We start from the raw sequence: 21,650 nt of genomic DNA, 5'->3' as shown, positions 1-21,650 counted from the left end.
CCATGTTGGATCTGGGTGCCCCGTTCGTGATGCTCGGGCAGCTCGACTGGGCGACATGGCTCGCCATGTTCTGGTTCATGATCCTGCTGGAGGTGCCGCGCTACACGCTGTCGGGGATGGCGGTCTTCGCCGCGAGCTTCGCCAGGAAGCAGGAACCGACGCCCGCCGAACAGCGCTATCTCGGCGGGTTGAAGCTGAGCGTCGTCATCGCCGGGCATAACGAAGCCGATGCGATCGAGCGCTGCCTGAAGTCACTCAGCGAGCAGACCCGCAAGATCGACGAGATCATCTTCATCGACGACGGCTCGACCGATGGGATGCGCGAGATCATCCACAAATACCGGCTTCGAGGCCAGATCGACATCGCGCTGTCCAACCAGGTCCGCAGCGGCAAGTCGGCCTCCTGCAATCTCGGCTTCTCGCTCGCCAAGGGCGACATCATCATCAATCTGGACGCTGACTGCTCCTATGACCGCGACGCGATCGCCAGACTGATCGAGCCCTTCACCGATCCGCGCGTCGGAGCGGCTACCGGCTCGATCGGTGTGCGCAATTACGACTATTCCGCCGTCACCGGCTATCAGGCGATCGAATACATCGTCTCCATCGGCATGGGAAAGCGCGCCCTCGATACGATCGACATGGTCGTCTGCGCCTCCGGGGCCTTCGGAGCCTTCCGCCGTGAGGCGATCCATCAGGTCGGTCTGCTCGCCCCTGGCCCGGGTGAGGATTTCGACCTGACGCTGCGCCTGCGCCGCAGCGGCTGGAAGATCAGGTTCGCGGCGGATTCCTGGTGCTTCACCGACACGCCGGCGACCGTCGCCGCGCTCGTGCGCCAGCGCCGCCGCTGGGATCGCGACACCCTGCGCACACGCATGCGCAAGTTCCGCGACACGTTCCGGGCCGGTCGCCGCAGGTTCCTGCTGCTGGAGACTTTCGAGCAATGCGAATGGCTGGTGATGAACGGGCTCGTGACGCTGGTCTTCCCGATCTATGTCGGCTGGCTGTTCCTGTGCTTCGGCGTCGGCGCCCTGAACATCCTGATCGCGGTTGCCATCATCTACCTCGTCCTGGATGCCATCGGCTTCCTGATGGCGCTCGCGATCTGCCGTCGCTACAGCGCCGGGATGGTCTGGACGATCGCGCCCTACATCCTGACCTTCGGGCTCTACAACGGCGTCTTCATGCGCTGCGTGCGGCTGCACGCTTACGGGGAGGAATGGATTTATCGCGCCTCGTCACGCGATTCCTATTCGCCGTCACGCGTCTCCCACCAGGCTCACTGGAAGTCGTGAGGTCATGATCACTCAGCTGCGCGACCATGAGCGCGCCGACAAGTTCCTCAACGATGTGCGTGCCAACCAGAAGGCCAGGCGAAACTACGGGCGGTACATCTACATCGCCGCGGTGATCGCGACCTTCGCCTATCTCGGCAATGTGCTGTTCGGAAATCTGCTCTGGCTGCGAGCGGAAGGCCTGATCCTGTCCGATCACGTCATCGTCGCCTCGCCCTATTCCGTCCAGGTCACCAGGATGGCGGCGCAGCCGGGGCAGATGGTCAAGCAGGGCGATGTCCTGGCCCTGGTCAGTTCGCCGCAGATCATGGAGGCGATGGCGACGCTGACCTCCCGGGCGGCCGAGACCACGGCGCGGCAGGCCGAGCTTGCGATCAAGCTCGAGGTCGCCAATGCCGTGATGAAGACCGCCGAGGAACGGCTGAAGGAGACCGAGCAGCAATTGCGCAAGGTCAACACCTCCCGCGCCGGGCTCGGCTTCGTCTCCGACGCCTTTGCGGCGAATGTCCAGAAAGATCGCTATGCCGCCATGCAGGAGAAGGTCTCGCGCGAGGCCGAGCGCCGCGGCACGATCCAGCAGCTCGCCCAGCTCGATCTGTCGCTGGGCGAGGCCAGGGCCGCCCTGGAGCAGCTGCGCCGGAGTTATAATGACGGGGTCATCACTTCGCCCGCCGATGGCATCATCGGACCCAAAACGGCGGTTCAGGGCGATGTTCTGCGGCCTGGCGACAATCTGATGCAGCTTTATGTCGGCCACAAATACGCGCTGGTCTATCTGGAGACCGGGACGCTCTACGACGTCCGGGTCGGTGATCCCGTCCGGGTCGCCGACGGGTTCAAGCAGGCGGATGGCACGATTTCCGAGATCCAGCCGATCACGGTGCCGCTTCCGGCGGAGTTCCAGCGGGCCTTTCGCCCGCCCTCGCGCGGGCAGGTCGCGAAGATCCGGCTCGAAGCCGAGGAGACCTTTCCAATGTCGTCGAAGGTCACGGTGAGCGGCCGGGCCTGGTGGTGATGCGCTTGCGCGGTCCGATGCGGCTCGGCCTCCTGTCCCGCGTCCTGGCGCCGGCCCGTATGCAGGCCGGCGTCTTCCGATGCGGCGGCGGCCTCCCTAGGCTTCCTCCCCAGGACGCCCGCAGTCTCGGGCGCCGATCGAGGGAGGTTCCATGGCACGCATCAGCAAGGTCGAGGCGGGATTCTACCGCATCCCGCTCGAGGTCGCGGTCAGCGACAGCATGCATGGCGAGATGCTGGCCTTCGAGCTCAACACCCTCCGCATCACCGATGCCGACGGCGCGGTCGGTGTCGGCTACACCTATACATGCGGCCGCAACGGTGCCGCCATCGATGCGATCCTGCGCCGCGAACTGCCGGAACTGCTGATCGGTGAGGATGCCGACCGCATCGAGCATCTCTGGAACAAGATCTGGTGGGCGCAGCATTATGGCGGCCGCGGCGGCCCGACCGTGCTCGCGCTCTCGGCGGCCGATATCGCCCTCTGGGATCTCAAGGGCGTGCGCCTCGGACAGCCGCTGTGGAAGCTGCTCGGCGGCAATGCCGACCGGGTCTCCTGCTATGCCGGCGGCATCGATCTCGACTACCCGCTGGAGAAGCTGCTGGCCCAGACCGACGGCAATCTGAAGAAGGGTTTCCGGGCGATCAAGATGAAGGTCGGCCGCAAGCGCCTCGCCGAGGATGTCGAGCGCGTCGCGGCGATGCGCAGCCATCTCGGCGACGGCTTCCCGCTGATGGTCGACGCCAACATGAAGTGGAGCGTCGATGAGGCGATCCGCGCCGCCCGCGCCTTCCAGCCCTATGAGCTGACCTGGCTGGAGGAGCCGATCATCCCCGACGACGTCGCGGGCCACGCCCGCATCGTCCGCGAGGGCGGCTTGCCGGTCGCGGCCGGCGAGAATCTGCGCACGCTCTGGGAGTTCAAGCAGCTCGTCGCCACCGGCGGCGTCACCTTCCCCGAGCCTGACGTCACCAATTGCGGCGGCGTCACCGCCTTCCAGAAGATCGTCCACCTCGCCGAGGCCTTCAACCTGCCGGTCACCTCGCACGGCGCGCATGATGTCACCGTGCACCTGCTGGCGGCCGCTCCCAACGGCGCCTTCCTCGAAGCGCACGGTTTTGGGCTGGACCGCTACATCGCTGAGCCCCTGCGCATCGAGGAAGGGCTCGCCATCGCCCCCTCGCGTCCGGGCCACGGCATCGCCTTCGACTGGCAGGGCCTGGAGGCGCTGCGGGCCTGAATCCGGCTCAGCAGGTCCGGGGCGGCTTGTCCGATCCGTCCATGCGCGCCTGGAAGGCCTCGCCCCAGGCGCGCATGCTCAGCAGCACCGGCTCGAGCGAGTGGCCGAACTCGGTGAGCTCGTATTCCACCTTCGGCGGCACTTCCGGATAGACGATCCGGCGCAGCACGCCGTCGTTTTCCAGCTCGCGCAGCTGCAAGGTGATCATCCGCTGCGTCGCCCGCGGCGTTAGCCGGCAGAGCGCGTTGAAGCGCAGCTTGCCGCGCAGCAGATGGAAGAGCAGCACCGGCTTCCAGACGCCGCCGACGACCGAGAGCGTCGCCTCGACTCCGCAGCCGGTACGACCGGCCGGGCGCCGCCTCGGCCTTGTCTCCGCTTCTGTCGCCGGTGTCTCGATCTCGATCTTCATGCTTACATTCATGATAGTATATGCTTCTTTTGTACGTACTTGTGCAATCTGAGCTATGACGGCATTTGCCTGCTTTCGCAATTATGCAGGAGCACGGCGATGAAAGCGGCATGGTACGAGCGCAAGGGGCCGGCGAGCGCGGTCCTGCAACTGGGTGAGCGGCCCGATCCGGCGCCGGGACCGGGCGAGTTGCTGGTCAGGGTCCGTGCCAGCGGCATCAATCCGTCGGATTGGAAGGCGCGTGCCGGCTGGCTCGGCCGCGACAAGATGCCGTTCCCGCTGGTGATCCCGCATCAGGACGGCGCCGGCGAGGTCGTTGCCGTCGGCTCGCCCGAGCTGGAAAGTCGCATCGGCGAGCGTGTCTGGTTCTACGAGGCGGCGCTCGGCCGCCCCTTCGGCGGGGCGGCGGAGTATGTCGCCCTGCCGGCGCGGCAGGTTCAGCCGCTGCCGGACAGCGTCTCCTTCGAGGAGGGGGCCTGCCTCGGCGTGCCGGCGATGACGGCGCATCGTTGCGTTTTCGCCGACGGGCCGGTCGCCGGCAAGGTCGTCCTCGTCACCGGCGGTGCCGGCGCGGTCGGCCGCTATGCGATCCAGTTCGCCAAGCAGGGCGGGGCGCGGGTGATCGCCACGGTCAGCCGCGAGGAGCAGGCGTGCTCGGCCAGGGCGGCGGGCGCCGATCTCGTGCTCAACCGCCTGAGCGACGACCTGCCCGCCGGTATCCGCGCCTTCACCGGCACGGAGCGCGGCGTTCATCGCGTCGTCGACGTGGCCTTCGGCGCCAATCTCGAGGTGACGATGCAGGTGCTGGCGCCGCGGGGTGTGGTCGCGACCTACGCCTCCGACGCGATCCCGGAGCCGGCCCTGCCGTTCTGGCCGCTGATCACGCTCGACGCGACGATCCGCTGCGTGCTCGTCTATGTCATGGACGAGGCGGCGCATGACGCGGCCGCCGCCGCGATCGGCGAGGGGCTGCGCCAGGGCTGGCTCAGCCATGATGTGGCGGTACGCTTCCCGCTGGAGCGCATCGCCGAGGCCCATGAGCTGCTCGAAAGCGGCCGCGTCGTCGGCAAGGTGGTGCTGACGATCTAATCCTCTCGCAGCGGGCGGGGCACGGTCACCGGCCGTGCCTCGCGCGCTTGGGCGGCGAGCCGAACCGGCGCGTTGACCGCGCCGAAGCCCGAATAGCCGTCGCGGCGCTCGACGATCTCGAAGAAGAAGCGCTGCGCGAAGACATGGGTGTAGACCTGCAGGAACTCGGCCTCGCCATCGCGGTCGTAGAGGATGTGGTGCTCGCGCAGGCGGTCGAGGAAGGCGGGATCGAGGTCGTAGCGGGCTTCGAGATCGTCGTAATAGTTCTCGGGAATGTCGAGGAAGGATAGGCCCGCCTCGCGCATCGCCGTCACCGCCGCGAAGATGTCCGGCGCCGAGAAGGCGATGTGCTGGACGCCGGAGCCGAAATGCTCCGAGACGAAGCGCGACGACAGGGTCCGCGTCGCCTGCGAGCCGTTGAGGATGAAGCGCAGGCTGCCATCCGCATTGACCAGCGGCCGGCTCTCGACGAGGCCGGCGGGGTCGGCGATGGCGAGCTGCGGAATCCGCTCCAACGCGAACAGCGAGGTATAGAACAGCAGCCAGGACAGCATCTCGTCATAGTCCATCGACTGCGAGATATGGTCGACGCCGGTAAGCAGGGCAGGGCGGTCGCTGTCGTCCTCGACCGGCAGGAAGTCGTTCTCCCAGCTCTGCGAGCGCTCCCCCTTCGGTTCGGTGAAGTAGATCAGGCTGCCGCCGACGCCGCGGATTGCCGGGATTTCCATCTCGCCGGGGCCGACTCGCTGCTCGAATGTCGGCACCTTCAGCGCCCGCGCCCGCGCCATCGTCGCCTCGACATCGGCGACACGCAGCGCCAGCGCGCAGACGCCCGGACCATGCATGATCGCATGCGACTGGGCGAAGCCATCTTTCTCGGTATTGATGATCAGGTTGACTCCGCCCTGGCTCCAGCGCGTCACCGCCTTGCTGCGATGCGTCCCGCTCTGATGGAATCCGAGAGCGGTGAAGAGCGCGGCGAGTTCATGGGCCGGCTCCTCGTCGAGCGCGAATTCGATGAACTCGACAGCGAGGCAGGGCGAGCGGTCTGGCATCTCGGCCCTGGCCGGCGCCTCCAGCCGGGCGACCTTGTCGCCGAGCTGGATCAGCGAACGCAGCCCGTCGGTGGCGAGGCGCTTGGTCGATCCCGCGCGGAACTGGTCGTTGAAGATCTCCAGCGAGAGCGGACCGGAATAGCCGGTCGCCGCGACAGCTCTGACGAAGCCGGCGACGTCGAGGTCGCCCTGGCCGGGAAAGTTGCGGAAATGCCGGCTCCAGCTCAACACGTCCATGTCGAGCTTCGGCGCATCGGCGAGCTGGACCAGGAAGATCCGATCGCCCGGTATGCTGGCGATCGGCTCCAGCGGCGAGCGTCGGGCCAGGGTGTGGAAGGAATCGAGGATCAGGCCGATGCGCTCGTGATTGGCGCGGCGCACGATCTCCCAGGCGTCGCGATAGTCGTTGACGTGCCGGCCCCAGGCCAGCGCCTCATAGCCGACCCTGACGCCGTGCTTTTTGGCGAGATCGCCGAGTTCGGCGAAATCGGCGGCGGCCCGGTCGATGCCGCCCTGGGATTGCGGCGAGACGTTCGAGCAGATCAGCATCAGCTCGGCGCCGAGTTCGTTCATCACCTCGAACTTGCGGCCGGCACGCGCGAAGGTCCGGGCTCGCAGCGGCTCCGGCATGCCCTCGAAATCGCGGAAGGGCTGGAATGCGTAGATTCTCAGGCCGAGGTCGGCGACCATCCGCCCGACATCGCGCGGTCCGCCATCGAAACTCAGGAAGTCGTTCTCGAAGACCTCGATGCCGTCGAAGCCGGCGGCGGCGATCGCCGTCAGCTTCTCGGCGAGGTCGCCGCTGATCGAGACGGTGGCGATCGAGGTCGGGTTCATGACTGTCCTCAGCTGGTCGAAAATGAAACCCTCATCCTGAGGAGCGATCCCATCGGGATCGCGTCTTGAAGGATGCTCCAGATCGTGGCTCCGGTGCCCCTCGCGATCATCCTTCGAGACGCCGCTGCGCGGCTCCTCAGGATGAGGGGTGAGGAGGGCCAGGGCATCGTCATGCCGCGTCCGTCATCGCGCCGCCGAGGAAGAGCTGGCCGACGCGGGGATCGGCGAGGATCTCGGCGGCCGGGCCCTGCATTCTGGTCTGGCCGAGTTCGAGCACGAGGCCTTCGTCGGAGATTTCCAGCGCCGAGCGGGCATTCTGCTCGACCATCAGGATGGTGACGCCCTTCGCCCGCAGGTCCTTCAGGATGCCGAAGGTCTCCTGCACCATCATCGGCGAGAGCCCGATCGAGGGCTCGTCGATCAGCAAGAGCTGCGGGTCGAGCAGCAGGCCGCGCACGATCTCGAGCTGCTTCTGCTCGCCACCCGAAAGGGTCGAAGCCTGCTGGTCGGCCTTGCGCCGGAGCGCCGGGAAGCGGTCGAGCGCCGCCTCCAGCCGCTTCGGCATATCGGTGATGCCGGCGCCCGCCGCGACGCTGCCGAGCTCGATATTGTGGCGCACGGAGAGCTCGGGGAAGATGTTGCGGCCCTGCGGCACATAGCAGATCCCGGCTTCCAGCAGCTTGCGCTGGTTCCAGTTGGTGATGTCCCTGCCATCCAGCCGGATATGGCCCTCGCGTACCTTGAGCAGGCCGAAGATCGCTTTGAACACCGTCGATTTGCCGGCGCCGTTCGGGCCGATCACGGTGGTGATCGCGGCGCGGCGAACCTTGAATGTCGTGCCGTTGAGGATGGTCATGGCGCCATAGCCGCCGACCACGCCGTCGAGCTCGAGGATGGGGGTGGTCATGGATCGCTCCTCAATGCCCCAGATAGGCTTCGATAACCGCCGGATTAGCCCTGACCTCGGCCGGCGTGCCTTCCGCCAGCACCTTGCCCTCCGCCAGCACGAGGACGCGCGTGCACAGCGACATCACGAAGTCCATGTTGTGCTCGATGACCACGAAGGTCGAACCCTGCTCGGCATTGATGGCGCGCAGGCGCTCCTTCAGGTCGCCGAGCATGGTCAGGTTGACGCCGCCGGCCGGCTCGTCGAGCAGCACCAGCCGCGGCCCGGCCATGAAGGCCATGGCGGCGTCGAGCAGCTTCTGCTGGCCATAGGAGAGTCCGCCCGCCTTGGCGTCGATCAGATGACCGAGCTTGAAGAAGCTGATCATCCGGTCGGCGGCCTCGCCGAGCCCGGCATCGCGGGCGCCGAAGAAACGCGACAGCATCGAGCCCTGATGCTCCTGTCCGGCGAGGATCAGGTTCTCGCGCACGGTGAGCTCGGGGAAGACCTGCAGCAGCTGGAAGGTGCGGCTGACGCCCAGCCGATTGAGCTCGGAGGGGCGCATATTGGTGACATCCAGCCCGTCGAGCTTCACCGTGCCCTCGGTCGGCTCGAGCTGGCCGAGGATGCAGTTGAACAGGGTCGACTTGCCGCAGCCATTGGGGCCGATGATGCCGAGGATCTCGCCTTCATTGACCGAGAAGGAGACGCCGTTCACCGCCTTGATGCCGCCGAAGGCCTTGTGGAGATTGGTGACTTCGAGCACCTGGCTCATCGGCTGCCTCCCGCCTTGTTCCGGCCGGTGATCCAGGCCCAGCCGCGTTCGATCAGCCCGCTCATCCCTTGCGGGCAGGCGATCAGGAGCAGCATCACGATGGCGGCGAATATGATCAGGTAGAGCGAGCCGGCAAAGCGCAGCCATTCCGGCAGCACGACGCCGAGCAGCGCGCCGATGAACGGTCCGAGCAGATAGCCGGCGCCGCCCGCCACCACCATCAGCAGCAGGAAGAAACTCTGCGACAGCGAGAAGGGCGAGGGGTCGATGAACTCGACCAGCGGGGCGTAGAGCGCGCCGGCGAAGCCGGCATAGGCCGAGCCGATCGCGAAGGCGAGCAGCGTGTACATGCGCGTGTCGATGCCGAGGCTCGCCGCCCGGATCGGGTTCTCGCGCAGCGCCGTGAAGGCCCGGCCCCAGGGCGAGCGGATCATCCACCAGAGCAGCACGGCGAGCAGGAAGGTGACGACCACCACGAAGCGATGGAAGGCGAGCGCTCCGTCGAGCTTGAAGCCGAACAGGGAGGGCCGCGGGATGTTGGAGAGCCCGAAGACGCCGCCGGTCAGCCATTGCTCGTTGCGCATCACCAGCCAGACCAGCGTCGAGAAGGCGAGCGTCACGAAGGCGAGGTAATGCGCCTTGACCCTGAGCGCCGGGAAACCGAGCAGCAGGCCGACCGCGAAGGTGACGATGCCGGAGATCGCGAAGGCGGCGTACCAGGAGATGCCGGTCTTGGTGGTCAGGAGCGCGGTGATATAGGCGCCGATGCCCATGAAGGCAGCCTGTGCCAGCGATTTCAGGCCGGCATAGCCGAGCGTCAGGTTGAGGCCCATCACGGCGATCGCCATCACCAGCCAGAGCGAGAGCACATAGGTGCCGTAGCGGCCCATGCCGGAAGGGGCGAACCAGAGGATGACGGCGCCGATCACGAGGGCGATCAGGGGGCCGTCGGCGAAGCCGCCGAGGGCGGCCGAACGGGCGGGCGCGGCCTGGACGGCGGCGCGGCTTGCGGGCGCGGTCATACACGTCGCTCCTCTCTGCGGCCCATCAGGCCTTCCGGCTTGAGCAGGATGATGATGATGAGCAGGACGAGCGGCACGGCGAGCTTGTACTGGCTCGAGAAGTAGCCGGCCGCGAGGCTGTCGACGATGCCGACGATCAGCCCGCCGACCAGGGCGCCGCGCACCTGGTTGAAGCCGCCGACGATCGCCGCGATGAACGCGAACAGGCCGATCACCTCGCCATTCGAGAACTTCGCCAGATAGATCGGCGAGATCAGCACCGAGGCGACCACGGCGAGCGCCGCATTGATCACGAAGGTCAGCAGCACCATGCGCTCGACGGGTATGCCGAGGATGCGGGCGACGGTCGGGTTCTGCGCTGTCGCCTGCATCTGGCGGCCGAGCCTTGTGCCGCCGACGAACCATTGCAGCGCGCCGATCACGGCGAAGGCGACGGCGATGATGGCGAGGTGCTGCAGCGAGATCGCCGCGCCGAAGACCGAGAGCGTGTCGGTCGGCACGAAGGAGGGGAAATTCTGGGCCTCGGCCGAGAATCCGTCCTTGGCGCCTTCCTTCATGATGATCGAGAGCGCCATGGTGGCGATGGCGAGCGGCAGCACGCCATGGCGGATCATCGGGTCGACCACGGCGATCTTGAAGCCGACGCCGAAGATCAGGATGAAGGCCGCGATGCCGATGATCGCAGCGAGCCAGATCGGCGCGCCGAACAGCTTGATCGCCAGCAGGACCAGCACCGCCGGCAGCATCACGAACTCGCCCTGGGCGAAGTTGATGGTCTGCGAGGTCTGCCAGACCAGAGTGAAGCCGATGGCGGCGAGGGCGTAGATCGCGCCCGTGGCGACGCCGGCGATGAGATAGGCGATGAATTCGGCCATGGCGGTGTTCTCGCTCGGTTCGTTGAGCGTTGCGTTCGATCTGCTCGCGTCATCCCGGCCGCAGCGCAGGGGAGCGCCGGGATCCATGCAGCGGTGCCGCCCCTCGACGGATCCCGGGTCGAGCATTGCTCGCCCGGGATGACGCCGAGGGAGAGCCGGTCCTACGGGTTGATCTTCGGCAGCGTCGCCGTGATCACCTGCTTGCCGTCCTTGACCTCGGCGAGGAAGCTCTCGCGATCGAGATCGCCGTTCTTCTCGATGGTGGTCTCCATCAGGATGCCGGGCTCTTCCGAGGGCTTGATCGTGGCGCCGCGCAGCGTGTCGGCGAGGCCCTTCTTGTCGAATTTCTTCTGCTTCTCGGTCGCCCACTTGATCATGTAGACGCCCATATAGCCCTTCATGCCGTTATGGTCGGAAGCGTAGTTGTACTTGGCCTGGAACTTCTTGCCGAATTCCTGGAAGGCCGGGATCGGCGCGTCGATCGACAGGCCGACATGGCCCTTGGCGCCGTTGGCGGCCTCGCCGGCGAGCTCGATCACCTTGGCGCCGAGCAGCGTCGTCTCGCCGACCATCGGCTTGTTGACGCCCTGCTGCTTGGCGGCGCGCAGGAAGCGGGCGCTCTCCTCCTCGTTGAGATAGACGAAGACCGCGTCGGCATTGGCGTTCTTGATCTTGATCGCGTCGGCCGAGAAATCGGCCTGGCCCTGCTCGGTCGAGACGTCGGCGGCGACCTTGATTCCGGCCTTCTCGAGTTCGGGGATGATCGCGTCGCGGCCGCCCTTGCCGAAGTCGTTGTTGACCCAGACCACGGCGACCGAGCCGGCCTTGACGGTGTCCTTGAGATATTTGGCGATCTTCGGCATCGCCGCCGCCTGGCTGAGCGAGGTCCGGAACAGATACTGGTTGCCCTGCTTGGTCAGGCCGGCGGCCTCGCCGCCGACGATCTGGGCGATCTCGGCGCGCTGGGCGATCTGCATGGAGGCGCCGATCGGGCCGGAGAAGACCGGGCCGAGCACGGCATAGGTGCCCTCGTCGATGGCGCGCTGCACGGCGGCGCGGGTGTTCCCCGGATTGGTCTGGGTATCGTAGTGGATGATTTCGATCTGCTTGCCGAGCAGACCGCCCTTGGCGTTGATCTCGGCGACGGCGAGGTCGATGCCGTTCTTGAAATTGGTGCCGGCCGTGGCGCCCGCGCCCGAGAGCTCGACGACGTTGATCAGCTTGACCTTGTCCTGCGCCGAGGCGGGCAGGGCGATGCCGGCGCTGAGCGCAGCGGCGATGATCCAATGCGACTTCATGATCTGTATCTCCTCCGATAGCTTCGTTTCTTGTCGCCCCGGTCGTCCCGGGCCGTCTTCTTATGCCGCATGCTCGCCGGCGCGCTCCGCCATCGCTGCGTCGAACGCGCGGCTCATCGCGCTTTCCGACGCTTCGGCGCCGGTGAACAGCGCGAAGGCGTCGAGTGCTTGGTGGATGGCGAGCTCGCGCCCGCTCATCACCGTCGCGCCAATGCTTTGCGCAGCCTTCATGAGCGGTGTCCAGAGCGGATGGTAGACGGAATCGGCCACCCATTGCGATGCTCGTAGAACGCCGGCCGGCAGCGGCATTTCGCGGTTCGGCGCCATGCCGAGCGGCGTGCCGTTGACGATGCCGGCGGCGCCCTCCGCGGCCGCAGCCGCACTGGCCGCGATCTCGATTCGGGCGCGGCCGGCGAGCATCTGCGCTAGGGCCTCGCATTTGCCGCGGTCGATGTCGTAGAGCCGCAAGGCCCCGACGCCGCTGCCGGCCAGCGCGAAGGCGATCGCCTTGCCGACACCGCCGGCGCCGATGATCGCGACCGGCCTGTCGCCGTCGTTCCGGCCGAGCTTGCGATAGGCCGTGGCGAAGCCGCTGGCATCGGTGTTGTGCCCGGTGAGCCGGCCATCGGCGACGGTGATGGTGTTGACCGCCCCCATCGCCGCGGCCTCCGGCGCAAGCGCGTCGAGCAGCGGCACGACCGCCTCCTTGTAGGGGTAGGTGACGTTGATGCCGGAGAAGCCGAGCCGGCGCACGCCCTCGAGCATGGCGGCGAGGTCGTCGCGTTGCGCACCTTCGACCTCGATCAGGTGGTAATGCGCCTCGAAGCCGGCGGCGCGCGCCGCCGCCTCCTGCATCGCCGGCGTCGCCGAATGGGCGATCGGATAGCCGATCAGCCCGAGCAGGACCCGCTTGGCTTTCCTGGCGTTGACGCTTGCCGGCATGTCCGTCCCTTCCCGGCGCGCCCGTCTTGGCAGGCTGCGCGCTGACGAAAGATAAGCTGAACGAGCGCCCTAACGCGATAACCAATCCATCGCATCTACCTAACTCGATGTTATCTTTTGGGCGGAGACGAGGTCTCGCCTTGCCCTTGCGGCACCACCACCGCATTCATCTCCTCGCGCAGCAGCTTGACGAAGCTCTCGGCATAGAGGGACGGGGCCTTGTCCTTCTTGATCGCGACATAGGTCTGGAACTGGGTCGGTTCCTTGATCGGGATCGCCGCGATCCCCGGCATAGCGCCATGCGCGACGGTGAACTGGTCGATGATCGCGATGCCGAGCCCGGCCTTGACCAGCGCGCAGACGGTGGTGCCGAAGCGCGCCTTGATCGCCATTTCGAAGCTGAGCCCGCTGCGCACGAAGATCTCGCTCATGATCCGGCCGTAAGGGTCGTTCGGGTCGATGCCGATCAGCGGGTGCGCGACGATCTCGCTGGCCGAGACGCTGGCGCGCCCGGCGAGCGCATGGCTTTCAGGCACGATGCAGAACAGTTCGCCCATCGCCAGCGGGATGAAGTCGAGGCCCGGATGGTCGAGCCGGTAGCTCATCGCCGCGATCTCGCCCTTGCCGAGCAGGAGATAGTCGAGCGCTTCCTCGATCTTGAGGATGTTGATCTCGATGCGCAGGTCCGGATGCTTGCGCTTCAGGCGTTCGATCGCCCGTGGCACCATGACGTTGCAGATGCTGGGCACCGAGCCGAGCCGTAGCTCGACGCCGTCGCCGCGCTCGATCCGCGCCAGGGTGTAGTGGAGGTCGTCGACCTTCTGGTAGACGCCGTTGATCTGCTCGAAGATGTCGTTGGCCTCAGGCGTCGGCACATAGCGCCCGTGCCGGCGCTCGAACAGCTTGAGGCGAAAGGTCCGCTCGGTGTGCTTCATCAGCCGGCTGATGCCGGGGGCCGAGACGTTGAGCAGTTTCGCCGCGCCGGCGATCGTGCCGGTGATCATGATGGCCCGGATCACCTCGATCTGGCGCAGCGTCAGCATGGCCCGCGCTTCCTCCCGCTCGCCTTCCTGCTGCCAGCGGAGGCGAGGGCGAAAGGACTGTCAAGGCGCGCTGACCTCCGGCGCAGACTGAGCAGGCCACATCCTCTGGCGGAGCGGCTTCGCCCTGCGCGGTGCTGCCGGCCCGGCTGTCGCCTGAAGTCCGATCTCGCTGCTGTGAGTGCCGATGTTAAGGCATCGGGCCAGAGGGCTCGGCTCCGGGACCGGGAAGGAAGCCGGGCGCGGGCTCAGAGGACGTCCCAGACCCGCAGCCGCGTCGAGTCCATATGCAGGCGGATGACCTCGGTCAGCGCCTCGGCGTCGCGCTTTTCCAGCGCCTCGATCATCGCCTCGTGCTCGGCGACGGCTCCGGCCCATTTGTCCGGACCCTCATTGCCGATGAAGCGCAGCCGCTTGATCCGGGCCTGGAGGGTGCCGTGCATTTCCATCAGCACGTCATTGCCGGACGCGGCCACGATCGCGGAATGGATCGCCTGGTTGAGCTTGAAATATTCGAGCCGGTTCCGGACGCGATATTGTTCCATCATCGCATCGTGCAGAGCCCGGATCGCCGCGATCGTCTCGTCCGAGGCGTTCTCGCAGGCCGTGCGTCCGCCGAGCTGCTCGAGATTCTTCAGCACTTCGAGGATGTTGCGCATATCGGTCGAGCTGAATTTGCGAACGATCGCGCCCTTGGCCGGCTGAATCTCGACCAGGCCTTCGCTGGCCAGCGTCTTGATCGCCTCGCGCAGCGGTGTGCGCGAAACGCCGAGCTGTGCCCCGATCAGCCCCTCATTGATGCGCTGCCCCGGCGCGAGGGTGCCCTCGATGATCATGTCGCGCATGCGCTCGAGCACCTCGTCGTGCAAGGTCCGGCGCTGAATGCGCGGATAGGCTTCCGACGCTTCGCTCAACGTCCCGACTCCGCTCGTCATCGACGCTCCTTCTCAATCGTCCTGTACCGCATGGCGTTTTCGCCATGTCAACGCGGCCTCCGCTCGGCATGGCCGGTCCTGCGGCGCCCAGGTCATGGAAACTTGTGGAAACGCCAGCTTCCGGACAGAGGGGCGCCCGGTCGGAGGTACCTTTCCAGACGCATCTTATGTCACATTGATTATGCTGCATACAGAATACTTGCCTAGCCATTGGGCGCATGTTAGGCCCATGCCAGATTGCCGGCCTATGACCGGATTACGGGAGGATTCCTTGGAAACTGAGGCGAAGAACGCCCTGCCGGTTATTGCAGTCGCCATGGGCGATCCGTCCGGCATCAGCCCCGAGCTCACTGCGCGCATTCTCGCCGAGCCCGATCTGCGCTCCGCCGCGCACTATGTGGTTTTCGGTGATTTCCGCCTTTTCCAGCTCGGCGCTGCCGATGCCGGGCTGACGCCCGATCTGCATGTCGTCAAGGAAGGCGACGCGCTGCCGGCCGATGCCGGCAAGCCGGTCTTCGTCGATCTCGCCAACCATGATCCGGCCGATCTCCAGCGCGGCAAGGCGACGCTCGCCGGCGGCAAGGCGGCGACCGATAATTTCCGCCGGGCCTTGCAGCTCGCCGCTGCCGGCAAGGCCGATGCGGTGTTCTTCACGCCCTTCAACAAGGCGGCGATGCGCTTCGCCTATCCGGGCTATGACGACGAGATTCGCTTCGTGCGCGATGCGATCGCCTTCGAAGGCCCGGCGAGCGAGTTCAACGTGCTCGACAAGCTCTGGAACTGCCGGGTCACCTCGCATATCCCGCTGTCGGAGGTCGCGAAGAACATCACCCAGGAGCGCATCCTGCGGGCGCTCGACCTCGCCGACAAGAATCTGCGCGCCGCCGGCTTCAATCCGCCGCGCATCGCGGTTGCTGGCATCAATCCGCATGCCGGCGACGGCGGCAATTTCGGCCGCGACGAGATCGACACGATCGAGCCGGCGGTGAAGACGGCGCAGGCCAAGGGCTACACGGTCGAGGGGCCGTTCCCGTCCGATACGGTGTTCCTGCGCGCCAAGAATGGCGATTTCGACGCCGTCCTGACCATGTATCACGACCAGGGGCAGATCGCGATGAAGCTGATGGGCTTCGATCGCGGCGTCACCCTGATCGGCGGGTTCCCGTTCCCGATCTGCACGCCGGCCCATGGCACGGCCTATGAGATCGCCGGCAAGGGCATCGCCAATCTCGGCGCTTGCCGGGCGGCATTGTCGCTGGCCATCAAGATGGCGAGCGAGGGAAGGGCGGCGCGCAAGACCGCGGCCTGAGGCAATTCCGGCAGGGCGGCCACATAAGAGCCGCCCGATCAGTTGAAGCAAGGGAGAGAACAGCATGAAGAAGTTCACGATCGCGGCGAGCTTCGTCGCCGCGTCCTTCGCGATGGCGATGCCGGCCCAGGCCTGGCAGCCGACCAAGCCGATCGAATTCGTCGTGGCCTCGGGGCCGGGCGGCGGCACCGACAACTTTGCGCGCATCATTCAGTCGATCATCACCAAGCACAAGCTGGTCGAGCAGCCGATCGTGGTGCTCAACAAGGGCGGTGGCAGCGGCGCCGAGGCCTTCATCTATGGCAAGGGCGGCAAGGGCGATGCCCACAAGGTCGTCTTCGGCACCAACAACGCCTATCTGCTGCCCTACGTCGCCAAGCTCGGCTACAAATTCTCCGATCTCACCCCGGTCGCCGCTCTGGCGCTCGACGAGTTCCTGATCTGGGTCAACGGCAATTCGCCCTATAACGATGCCAAGGCCTATATCGACGCGGTGAAGGCCAAGCCCGGCAGCTTCAAGATGGCCGGCAGCCAGTCCAAGGACACCGACCAGACGCTGACCGCGATGATCCAGGACGCCACCGGCGCCAAGTGGATCTATGTGCCCTTCCAGGGCGGCGGCGCGGCCGCGACCCAGCTCGCGGGCGGCCATGTCGACTCCAACACCAACAACCCGAACGAGAATATCGGCCAGTGGAAGGCCGGCCAGGTCAAGCCGCTCTGCGTCTTCTCGCCGGTGCGTCTCGCCAAGGGCGAGCCGGTCCACAACGGCAAGGGCTGGGGCGACATCCCGACCTGCAAGGAAGCCGGTCTGCCGCTCGAATCCTTCCAGATGCCGCGTACCGTCTGGCTGCCGGCCGAGGTTCCGGCCGATGCGGTCGGCTTCTATGCCGACGTCATGGAGAAGGTCAGCAAGACCCCGGAATGGGCCGAGTTCGTCGCCCGCACCGCGCAGACCGCCCGCTTCATGAAGGGCAAGGAACTGACCGACTTCGTCGCCAAGGACGAGGCGGCCAACGCCAAGGTCTTCAAGGACGAAGGCTGGGTCGTCAACTGACCTGCTGCTGACTGGGCGGCCCGTTGGCCCAAGGCGCCAAGGCGTTTCGGCAGCCGGGTCGAGCCCGACAGATCTGAGGGAAGCGGGCCTTCGAGCCCGCTTCCCGTCGCAAAAATCACCAGGGATGGAAGGCTGCCGATGATCACCCGCTTCCAGGCCGAAATCGGGACAGCCCTGGCGACGCTCGCCTTCGGGCTGGTCATCGTCAACGGCGCGCGCGAATTCGGAATCGGCTGGGATTCCTCCGGTCCGCAGCCGGGCGCCTTTCCCTTCTATTGCGGCCTGCTCATCGCGCTCGCCAGTCTCGGGACGCTGGTATCCACGGTCGGTCGCAGGCTGGGTGGATCGGCCGCGCTGGCCGACAGCTTCCTCGACCGGGAGCAGGCCAAGCGGGTCATCTCCTTCTTCCTGCCGATGCTCGCCTTCATCGTGCTCAGCGTGACGCTCGGCATGTATGTCGCGATGGTCCTCTATCTCGTCTTCGCGATGCGCTTCCAGGGGCGCTTCGGCTGGTTGCCGACGCTTGCGACCGCCTTCGGTACCGCCGCCTTCTTCTATTTCGGCCTCGAGAAATTCGCCCAGGTCTCCCTGCTCAAGGGGCCTGTCGAGACGATGCTCGGCCTCTGACCTTCGCGAGCCGGAACGCCCCATGGAAAACTTCGCCTCGCTCCTCCACGGTTTCGAAGTCGCGCTGACCGCTCATCACATCGCGCTGATGATGGCCGGCGTGCTGCTCGGCATCCTCGTCGGCGTGCTGCCCGGGCTCGGCGCCCCGAACGGCGTCTCGCTGATGCTGCCGCTGACCTTCACCATGGACCCGGTCTCGGCGATCATCCTCTTGACCTCGCTCTATTGGGGCGCGCTGTTCGGCGGCTCGACCACCTCGGTCCTGTTCAACATTCCCGGCGAGCCGTCTTCCGTCGCCACCACCTTCGACGGCCATCCGATGGCCAAGCAGGGCAGGGCGGCCGAGGCGCTGTCCTTCGCCTTCCTCTCGGCCGGCTTCGGCGCCATGGCCGGCGTCATCCTGATCACGCTGCTCTCGGGCTGGGTTGCGCGCTTCGCGCTGAAATTCTCCTCGCCGGAGTATTTTGCGGTCTATTTCATGACCTTCGCCAGCTTTGTCGGCCTCGGCGGCGCTTCGCCCTTCAAGACGATCGTCTCGATGGCGATGGGCTTCGCCTTCGCCACGATCGGCATGGACTCGGTCTCCGGCAATGTCCGCCTGACCTATGAGTTCGACGTGCTGCTCGCCGGCGTCAGCTTCCTGATCGCGGTGATCGGCCTGTTCGGCCTCGGCGAACTGCTCCAGACCATGGAGGAGGGGCTGCGCTTCGACGGTGTCAAGGCCAAGGTGCGTCCCCGCGACGTGCTTCTGACCGCGCTCAAGCTGCCGCGCTACTGGTTCGCGCTGCTGCGTTCCAGCATCATCGGCATCTGGATGGGCATCACGCCGGGCGGGCCGACGGCGGCCTCCTTCATGAGCTACGCGATGGCCAAGCGCTCCTCGCGCAACCCCGAGAAATTCGGCAAGGGCGAGCCCGAGGGCGTGATCTCGCCCGAGACGGCGGACCATGCCGCCGGCTCCGCCGCCATGCTGCCGATGCTGGCGCTCGGCATTCCCGGCTCGGCGACGGCAGCGGTGATGATGGGCGGGTTGATGATCTGGGGCCTCAACCCCGGCCCGATGCTGTTCGTCGAGCGTCCCGACTTCGTCTGGGGCCTGATCGCCTCGATGTATCTCGGCAACGTCGTCGCCGTTATCGTCGTGCTCGCCACCGTGCCGCTCTTCGCCTCGATCCTGCGTATTCCGTTCTCGATCATCGGCCCGGCCATCGTCGTGGTCTGCTTCATCGGCGCCTATACGGTGGCCAGCAAGGAATTCGACATCTGGCTCGCGCTGGCCTTCGGCTTGGTCGGCTACTTCTTCAAGAAGCTCGACTATCCGATCGCGCCGCTGGTTCTCGCCATGGTCATCGGCGACAAGGCGGAGGACGCCTTCCGCCAGTCGATGATCTTCTCGCAGGGCTCGCTTTCGATCTTCTGGTCGAATCCGCTGGTCGGGTCGCTGATGGCGATCGCGCTTTCTCTCCTCCTCTTCCCGCTGTTGGGCTCGGCCAGGCGCGGCATTCGCAAGCTTGCGACCGCCCGGGCCGCCAAGGCCTGACAGCTCCACCGCCGCAGAGAGACCTGCCATGACCGAAGCCTACAAGGGCATTTTCCCGATCGCGCCGACGATCTTCCACGACAATGGCGACCTCGACATCGAGGGCAACAAGCGCGTCATGGATCTGATGATCGACCAGGGCGTCGACGGCATCTGCATCCTCGCCAACTATTCCGAGCAGTTCCTGCTGACGGACGAGGAGCGCCACCAGGTGATGCTGCTCTCGATCGAGCAGGTCGCGGGCCGTGTGCCGGTGATCGTCACCACCTCGCATTTCTCGACCCGCATCGCCGCCCAGCGCGCCAAGGCCGCCGCCGATGCCGGCGCCAAGATGCTGATGATGATGCCGCCCTATCACGGCGCCCTGCTCAAGGCCGACGAGGACGGCATGATCGAGCATTTCGCGCATGTCGCCGACGCCAGCGGCCTGCCGATCATCCTGCAGGACGCGCCGCTCGCTGGCGTCAACATGAGCGTGCCCTTCATGGTCCGGCTGGCGAAGGCGGTTCCGCTCGTCTGCTATTTCAAGATCGAGATCGCCGGCACCGCCAACAAGCTGCGTGCCCTGATCGAGGCCGGCGGCAAGGCGGTCGTGGGCCCGTTCGACGGCGAGGAGGCGATAACGCTGATGGCCGATCTCGACGCCGGCGCCACCGGGACGATGACCTCGGCCATGATCCCCGACCTGATCAAGCCGATCGTCACGGCGCATGCCGCGGGCGACCGCAAGAAGGCCGCCGCGCTCTATCGCGACGTCCTGCCGATCATCAATTTCGAGAACCGCCAGTGTGGCCTGCGCGCCACCAAGGCGCTGATGAAGGAAGGCGGCGTGATCAAGAGCGAAGCCGTCCGCCATCCGCTGGTGCCGCTGCACCCGAAGACCCGCGAGGGCCTGATCGAACTCGCGCGCGAACTCGATCCGCTGGCTCTGCGCTGGGGCAAGTGAGGCCAAGTTCCCTCGTCAGGCCCGGGCTTGGCCCGAGCCTCCCCTGAACGAGGTTCCTGGGTCCGCGCCTCAGAATTCGATCGAGGGGCGGACCCAGAGGTTTCGCCTGGGAACGACGGCGCGACGTCAGCCCTTCGTCCAGACCGCGAGCTCATAGCCGTCCGGATCGGCGAAGTGGAAGCGCCGGCCGCCGGGAAAGTCGAAAGTGGGCTGCACGATCCGCCCGCCGGCCGCCTCGATCGACGCCTGGGTGGCGGCAAGATCGTCCGCATAGAGGATGACCAGAGGTCCGCCCGGCCTCGGCGTGCCCTGCGTCGTGAACCCGCCTTCCAGCCGTCCATCGGCGAAGGCGCAGTATTGCGGGCCGTAATCCGTCATCGTCCAGCCGAAGGCGGCCTCATAGAAGGCCCGCGCCCTCGCAAGGTCGGCGACGACGAATTCGACATAGTCGATGCGGCGGTCGTTCTCTGATCTGGTCATCGAATCTCTCCTGATCGTTTCGGTCGCGTGAGTTCTAGCGCGCGGCCGGCCCGCGCCTGGCGGCAGCCGCCCCGGCGCCTGACGAATTCCCATTCGCAGACCGATGCTGTAGCCAAGGAAGCCTACGAGGCTGCTGCGACAGGAACCCAGCACGATGGCGACGACGATTGACACCCTTGCCGAGGCGCTGACCGCCGCACGCCGCGGCCACAGCCTGGTCGACATCTCGACCTTGCCGGTCCCGGCCGATATCGACGCCGCGCTCGCCGTGCAGGCCAAGGTCCAGACGGCGATGGGCTATGCCGATGCCGGCTTGAAGGTCTCGATCGCCGAGGGCGGCCGCCCGATCGCCGCGCCGATGCCGGGGCCCTATCTGAAGTCCGGGGATACCTATCGCTCCGCCCATGGTGCCGAGCTGCGCGTCGAGATCGAGCTCGCGGTGCGGCTCGGGCGCGACATGCCGCTGCGGCCGGGCAACCCCTATACCCGCGCCGAGCTGATCGAGCATTGCGACGCCGCGCTGGTCGGGATCGAGATCGTCGAGAGCCGCATCGCCGACTGGACCCATGTCGCCTTTCCGCTCTGGCTCGCCGATGCGCTTGGCCATGGTGGCTATTTCGTCGGCCCGGAGGTTCCGTTCAGCATCTTCGACGATGTCCGCTCGCTGACCTGCACGGTCGAACTCGACGGCGATGTCCTCTATGACCGCCCGGCCGAGCACGCCAATGGCGATCCGCTGGTGACCGCGCTGGCCTGGGCCAATCGCCCGGCCGAGACGCCGCTCGGCGGCCTCAAGGCGGGGCAGATCATCACCACCGGCAGTCTCTGCGGCGGCGTGCTCGCGCCGACGCTCGGCCCGGTGATCGCCCGGCTCGACCCGATCACGGCGATCTCCTTCGCGCTGGCGTAAGCGATTTGCGCTCGCGGGAACTCATGCCCGCGAGCGCTTCCGTTGCGGGAGCGTAACGCTACGTTTAC

At 66.4% G+C, this 21,650-nt stretch carries 21 protein-coding genes; 10 read left to right on the top strand and 11 right to left on the bottom strand.

The window, feature by feature from the left end; translation table 11 throughout:
• The first annotated feature begins 2 nt into the window (after positions 1-2).
• The 3 genes from AC3RCC_RS18900 (at position 3) to AC3RCC_RS18890 (ending at position 3,550) form a co-directional block, all read left to right on the top strand.
• Positions 3-1,295 (top strand): glycosyltransferase family 2 protein, encoded by a 1,293-nt coding sequence (locus AC3RCC_RS18900; protein ID WP_492256224.1) that lies wholly within the window; start codon positions 3-5, stop codon positions 1,293-1,295.
• A 4-nt stretch (positions 1,296-1,299) separates the two neighbouring features.
• On the top strand, positions 1,300-2,310 hold the full coding sequence (locus tag AC3RCC_RS18895) for an HlyD family secretion protein (RefSeq protein ID WP_291647807.1): 1,011 nt from the start codon (positions 1,300-1,302) through the stop codon (positions 2,308-2,310).
• A 151-nt stretch (positions 2,311-2,461) separates the two neighbouring features.
• Entirely contained in the window at positions 2,462-3,550 is a 1,089-nt protein-coding gene (locus AC3RCC_RS18890; protein ID WP_291647809.1) for a mandelate racemase/muconate lactonizing enzyme family protein, read from the top strand.
• Positions 3,551-3,557: 7 nt separating this feature from the next.
• On the opposite strand, the gene AC3RCC_RS18885 is transcribed toward AC3RCC_RS18890, so the two are convergent.
• The gene (locus AC3RCC_RS18885; RefSeq protein ID WP_492256223.1) at positions 3,558-3,959 is read right to left on the bottom strand and encodes a winged helix-turn-helix transcriptional regulator; all 402 of its coding nucleotides are present in this window, start codon (positions 3,957-3,959) and stop codon (positions 3,558-3,560) included.
• A gap of 99 nt (positions 3,960-4,058) precedes the next feature.
• Between AC3RCC_RS18885 and AC3RCC_RS18880 the strand changes: the two genes are divergently transcribed.
• On the top strand, positions 4,059-5,048 hold the full coding sequence (locus tag AC3RCC_RS18880; protein WP_492256222.1) for an NADPH:quinone reductase: 990 nt from the start codon (positions 4,059-4,061) through the stop codon (positions 5,046-5,048).
• Here AC3RCC_RS18880 and AC3RCC_RS18875 read toward each other — a convergent pair.
• The 9 genes from AC3RCC_RS18875 to AC3RCC_RS18835 form a co-directional block, all read right to left on the bottom strand.
• A complete protein-coding gene (locus tag AC3RCC_RS18875; RefSeq protein WP_492256221.1) occupies positions 5,045-6,940 on the bottom strand; it encodes a bifunctional sugar phosphate isomerase/epimerase/4-hydroxyphenylpyruvate dioxygenase family protein in 1,896 nt (631 codons plus the stop codon). The two genes, AC3RCC_RS18880 and AC3RCC_RS18875, sit on opposite strands and share 4 nt — an antisense overlap.
• 169 nt (positions 6,941-7,109) lie before the next feature.
• Positions 7,110-7,847: an ABC transporter ATP-binding protein gene (locus AC3RCC_RS18870; protein WP_492256220.1), complete on the bottom strand. Its 738-nt coding sequence runs from the start codon at positions 7,845-7,847 to the stop codon at positions 7,110-7,112.
• Positions 7,848-7,857: 10 nt separating this feature from the next.
• Positions 7,858-8,601: an ABC transporter ATP-binding protein gene (locus AC3RCC_RS18865; RefSeq protein ID WP_291639491.1), complete on the bottom strand. Its 744-nt coding sequence runs from the start codon at positions 8,599-8,601 to the stop codon at positions 7,858-7,860.
• Entirely contained in the window at positions 8,598-9,623 is a 1,026-nt protein-coding gene (locus tag AC3RCC_RS18860; protein WP_316020030.1) for a branched-chain amino acid ABC transporter permease, read from the bottom strand. Before AC3RCC_RS18860 ends, AC3RCC_RS18865 begins: the two co-directional genes overlap by 4 nt.
• Positions 9,620-10,498, bottom strand: a complete 879-nt coding sequence (locus AC3RCC_RS18855; protein WP_492256219.1) for a branched-chain amino acid ABC transporter permease — start codon at positions 10,496-10,498, stop codon at positions 9,620-9,622. The genes AC3RCC_RS18860 and AC3RCC_RS18855 overlap by 4 nt, the downstream gene beginning before the upstream one ends.
• A gap of 161 nt (positions 10,499-10,659) precedes the next feature.
• Positions 10,660-11,796 carry an ABC transporter substrate-binding protein gene (locus AC3RCC_RS18850; protein WP_291639497.1) on the bottom strand — a complete coding sequence of 379 codons (1,137 nt, stop codon included), beginning with the start codon at positions 11,794-11,796 and terminating at the stop codon, positions 10,660-10,662.
• A 60-nt stretch (positions 11,797-11,856) separates the two neighbouring features.
• Positions 11,857-12,738 carry a shikimate dehydrogenase gene (locus AC3RCC_RS18845; protein WP_492256218.1) on the bottom strand — a complete coding sequence of 294 codons (882 nt, stop codon included), beginning with the start codon at positions 12,736-12,738 and terminating at the stop codon, positions 11,857-11,859.
• Between the two features lie 110 nt (positions 12,739-12,848).
• Entirely contained in the window at positions 12,849-13,781 is a 933-nt protein-coding gene (locus tag AC3RCC_RS18840; RefSeq protein WP_492256217.1) for a LysR family transcriptional regulator, read from the bottom strand.
• 245 nt (positions 13,782-14,026) lie between these two features.
• Complete coding sequence (locus AC3RCC_RS18835; RefSeq protein WP_291639503.1) at positions 14,027-14,713, bottom strand: GntR family transcriptional regulator; 687 nt, start codon at positions 14,711-14,713, stop codon at positions 14,027-14,029.
• Positions 14,714-15,029: 316 nt separating this feature from the next.
• On the opposite strand from AC3RCC_RS18835, the gene AC3RCC_RS18830 reads away from it, so the two are divergent.
• From AC3RCC_RS18830 to AC3RCC_RS18810, 5 genes are all read left to right on the top strand, one after another.
• Positions 15,030-16,022, top strand: coding sequence for a 4-hydroxythreonine-4-phosphate dehydrogenase PdxA (locus AC3RCC_RS18830; RefSeq protein ID WP_492258802.1), 993 nt, complete (start codon positions 15,030-15,032; stop codon positions 16,020-16,022).
• A gap of 64 nt (positions 16,023-16,086) precedes the next feature.
• Positions 16,087-17,079 carry a Bug family tripartite tricarboxylate transporter substrate binding protein gene (locus AC3RCC_RS18825; protein ID WP_291639505.1) on the top strand — a complete coding sequence of 331 codons (993 nt, stop codon included), beginning with the start codon at positions 16,087-16,089 and terminating at the stop codon, positions 17,077-17,079.
• A 138-nt stretch (positions 17,080-17,217) separates the two neighbouring features.
• Entirely contained in the window at positions 17,218-17,706 is a 489-nt protein-coding gene (locus AC3RCC_RS18820; RefSeq protein ID WP_291639507.1) for a tripartite tricarboxylate transporter TctB family protein, read from the top strand.
• A 22-nt stretch (positions 17,707-17,728) separates the two neighbouring features.
• Entirely contained in the window at positions 17,729-19,246 is a 1,518-nt protein-coding gene (locus AC3RCC_RS18815; RefSeq protein WP_492256216.1) for a tripartite tricarboxylate transporter permease, read from the top strand.
• Between the two features lie 28 nt (positions 19,247-19,274).
• Positions 19,275-20,192, top strand: a complete 918-nt coding sequence (locus AC3RCC_RS18810) for a dihydrodipicolinate synthase family protein (protein ID WP_492256215.1) — start codon at positions 19,275-19,277, stop codon at positions 20,190-20,192.
• Positions 20,193-20,318: 126 nt separating this feature from the next.
• On the opposite strand, the gene AC3RCC_RS18805 is transcribed toward AC3RCC_RS18810, so the two are convergent.
• Positions 20,319-20,672, bottom strand: coding sequence for a VOC family protein (locus AC3RCC_RS18805; protein ID WP_492256214.1), 354 nt, complete (start codon positions 20,670-20,672; stop codon positions 20,319-20,321).
• A 154-nt stretch (positions 20,673-20,826) separates the two neighbouring features.
• Between AC3RCC_RS18805 and AC3RCC_RS18800 the strand changes: the two genes are divergently transcribed.
• Positions 20,827-21,582: a fumarylacetoacetate hydrolase family protein gene (locus AC3RCC_RS18800; protein WP_492256213.1), complete on the top strand. Its 756-nt coding sequence runs from the start codon at positions 20,827-20,829 to the stop codon at positions 21,580-21,582.
• Positions 21,583-21,650: the final 68 nt, after the last annotated feature.

It is taken from the genome of Allobosea sp. GW823-FHT01F03 (assembly GCF_058798075.1).
The sequence above is the reverse complement of the archived record's forward strand: the minus strand, read 5'-3'. Positions and strand labels throughout refer to the sequence as shown.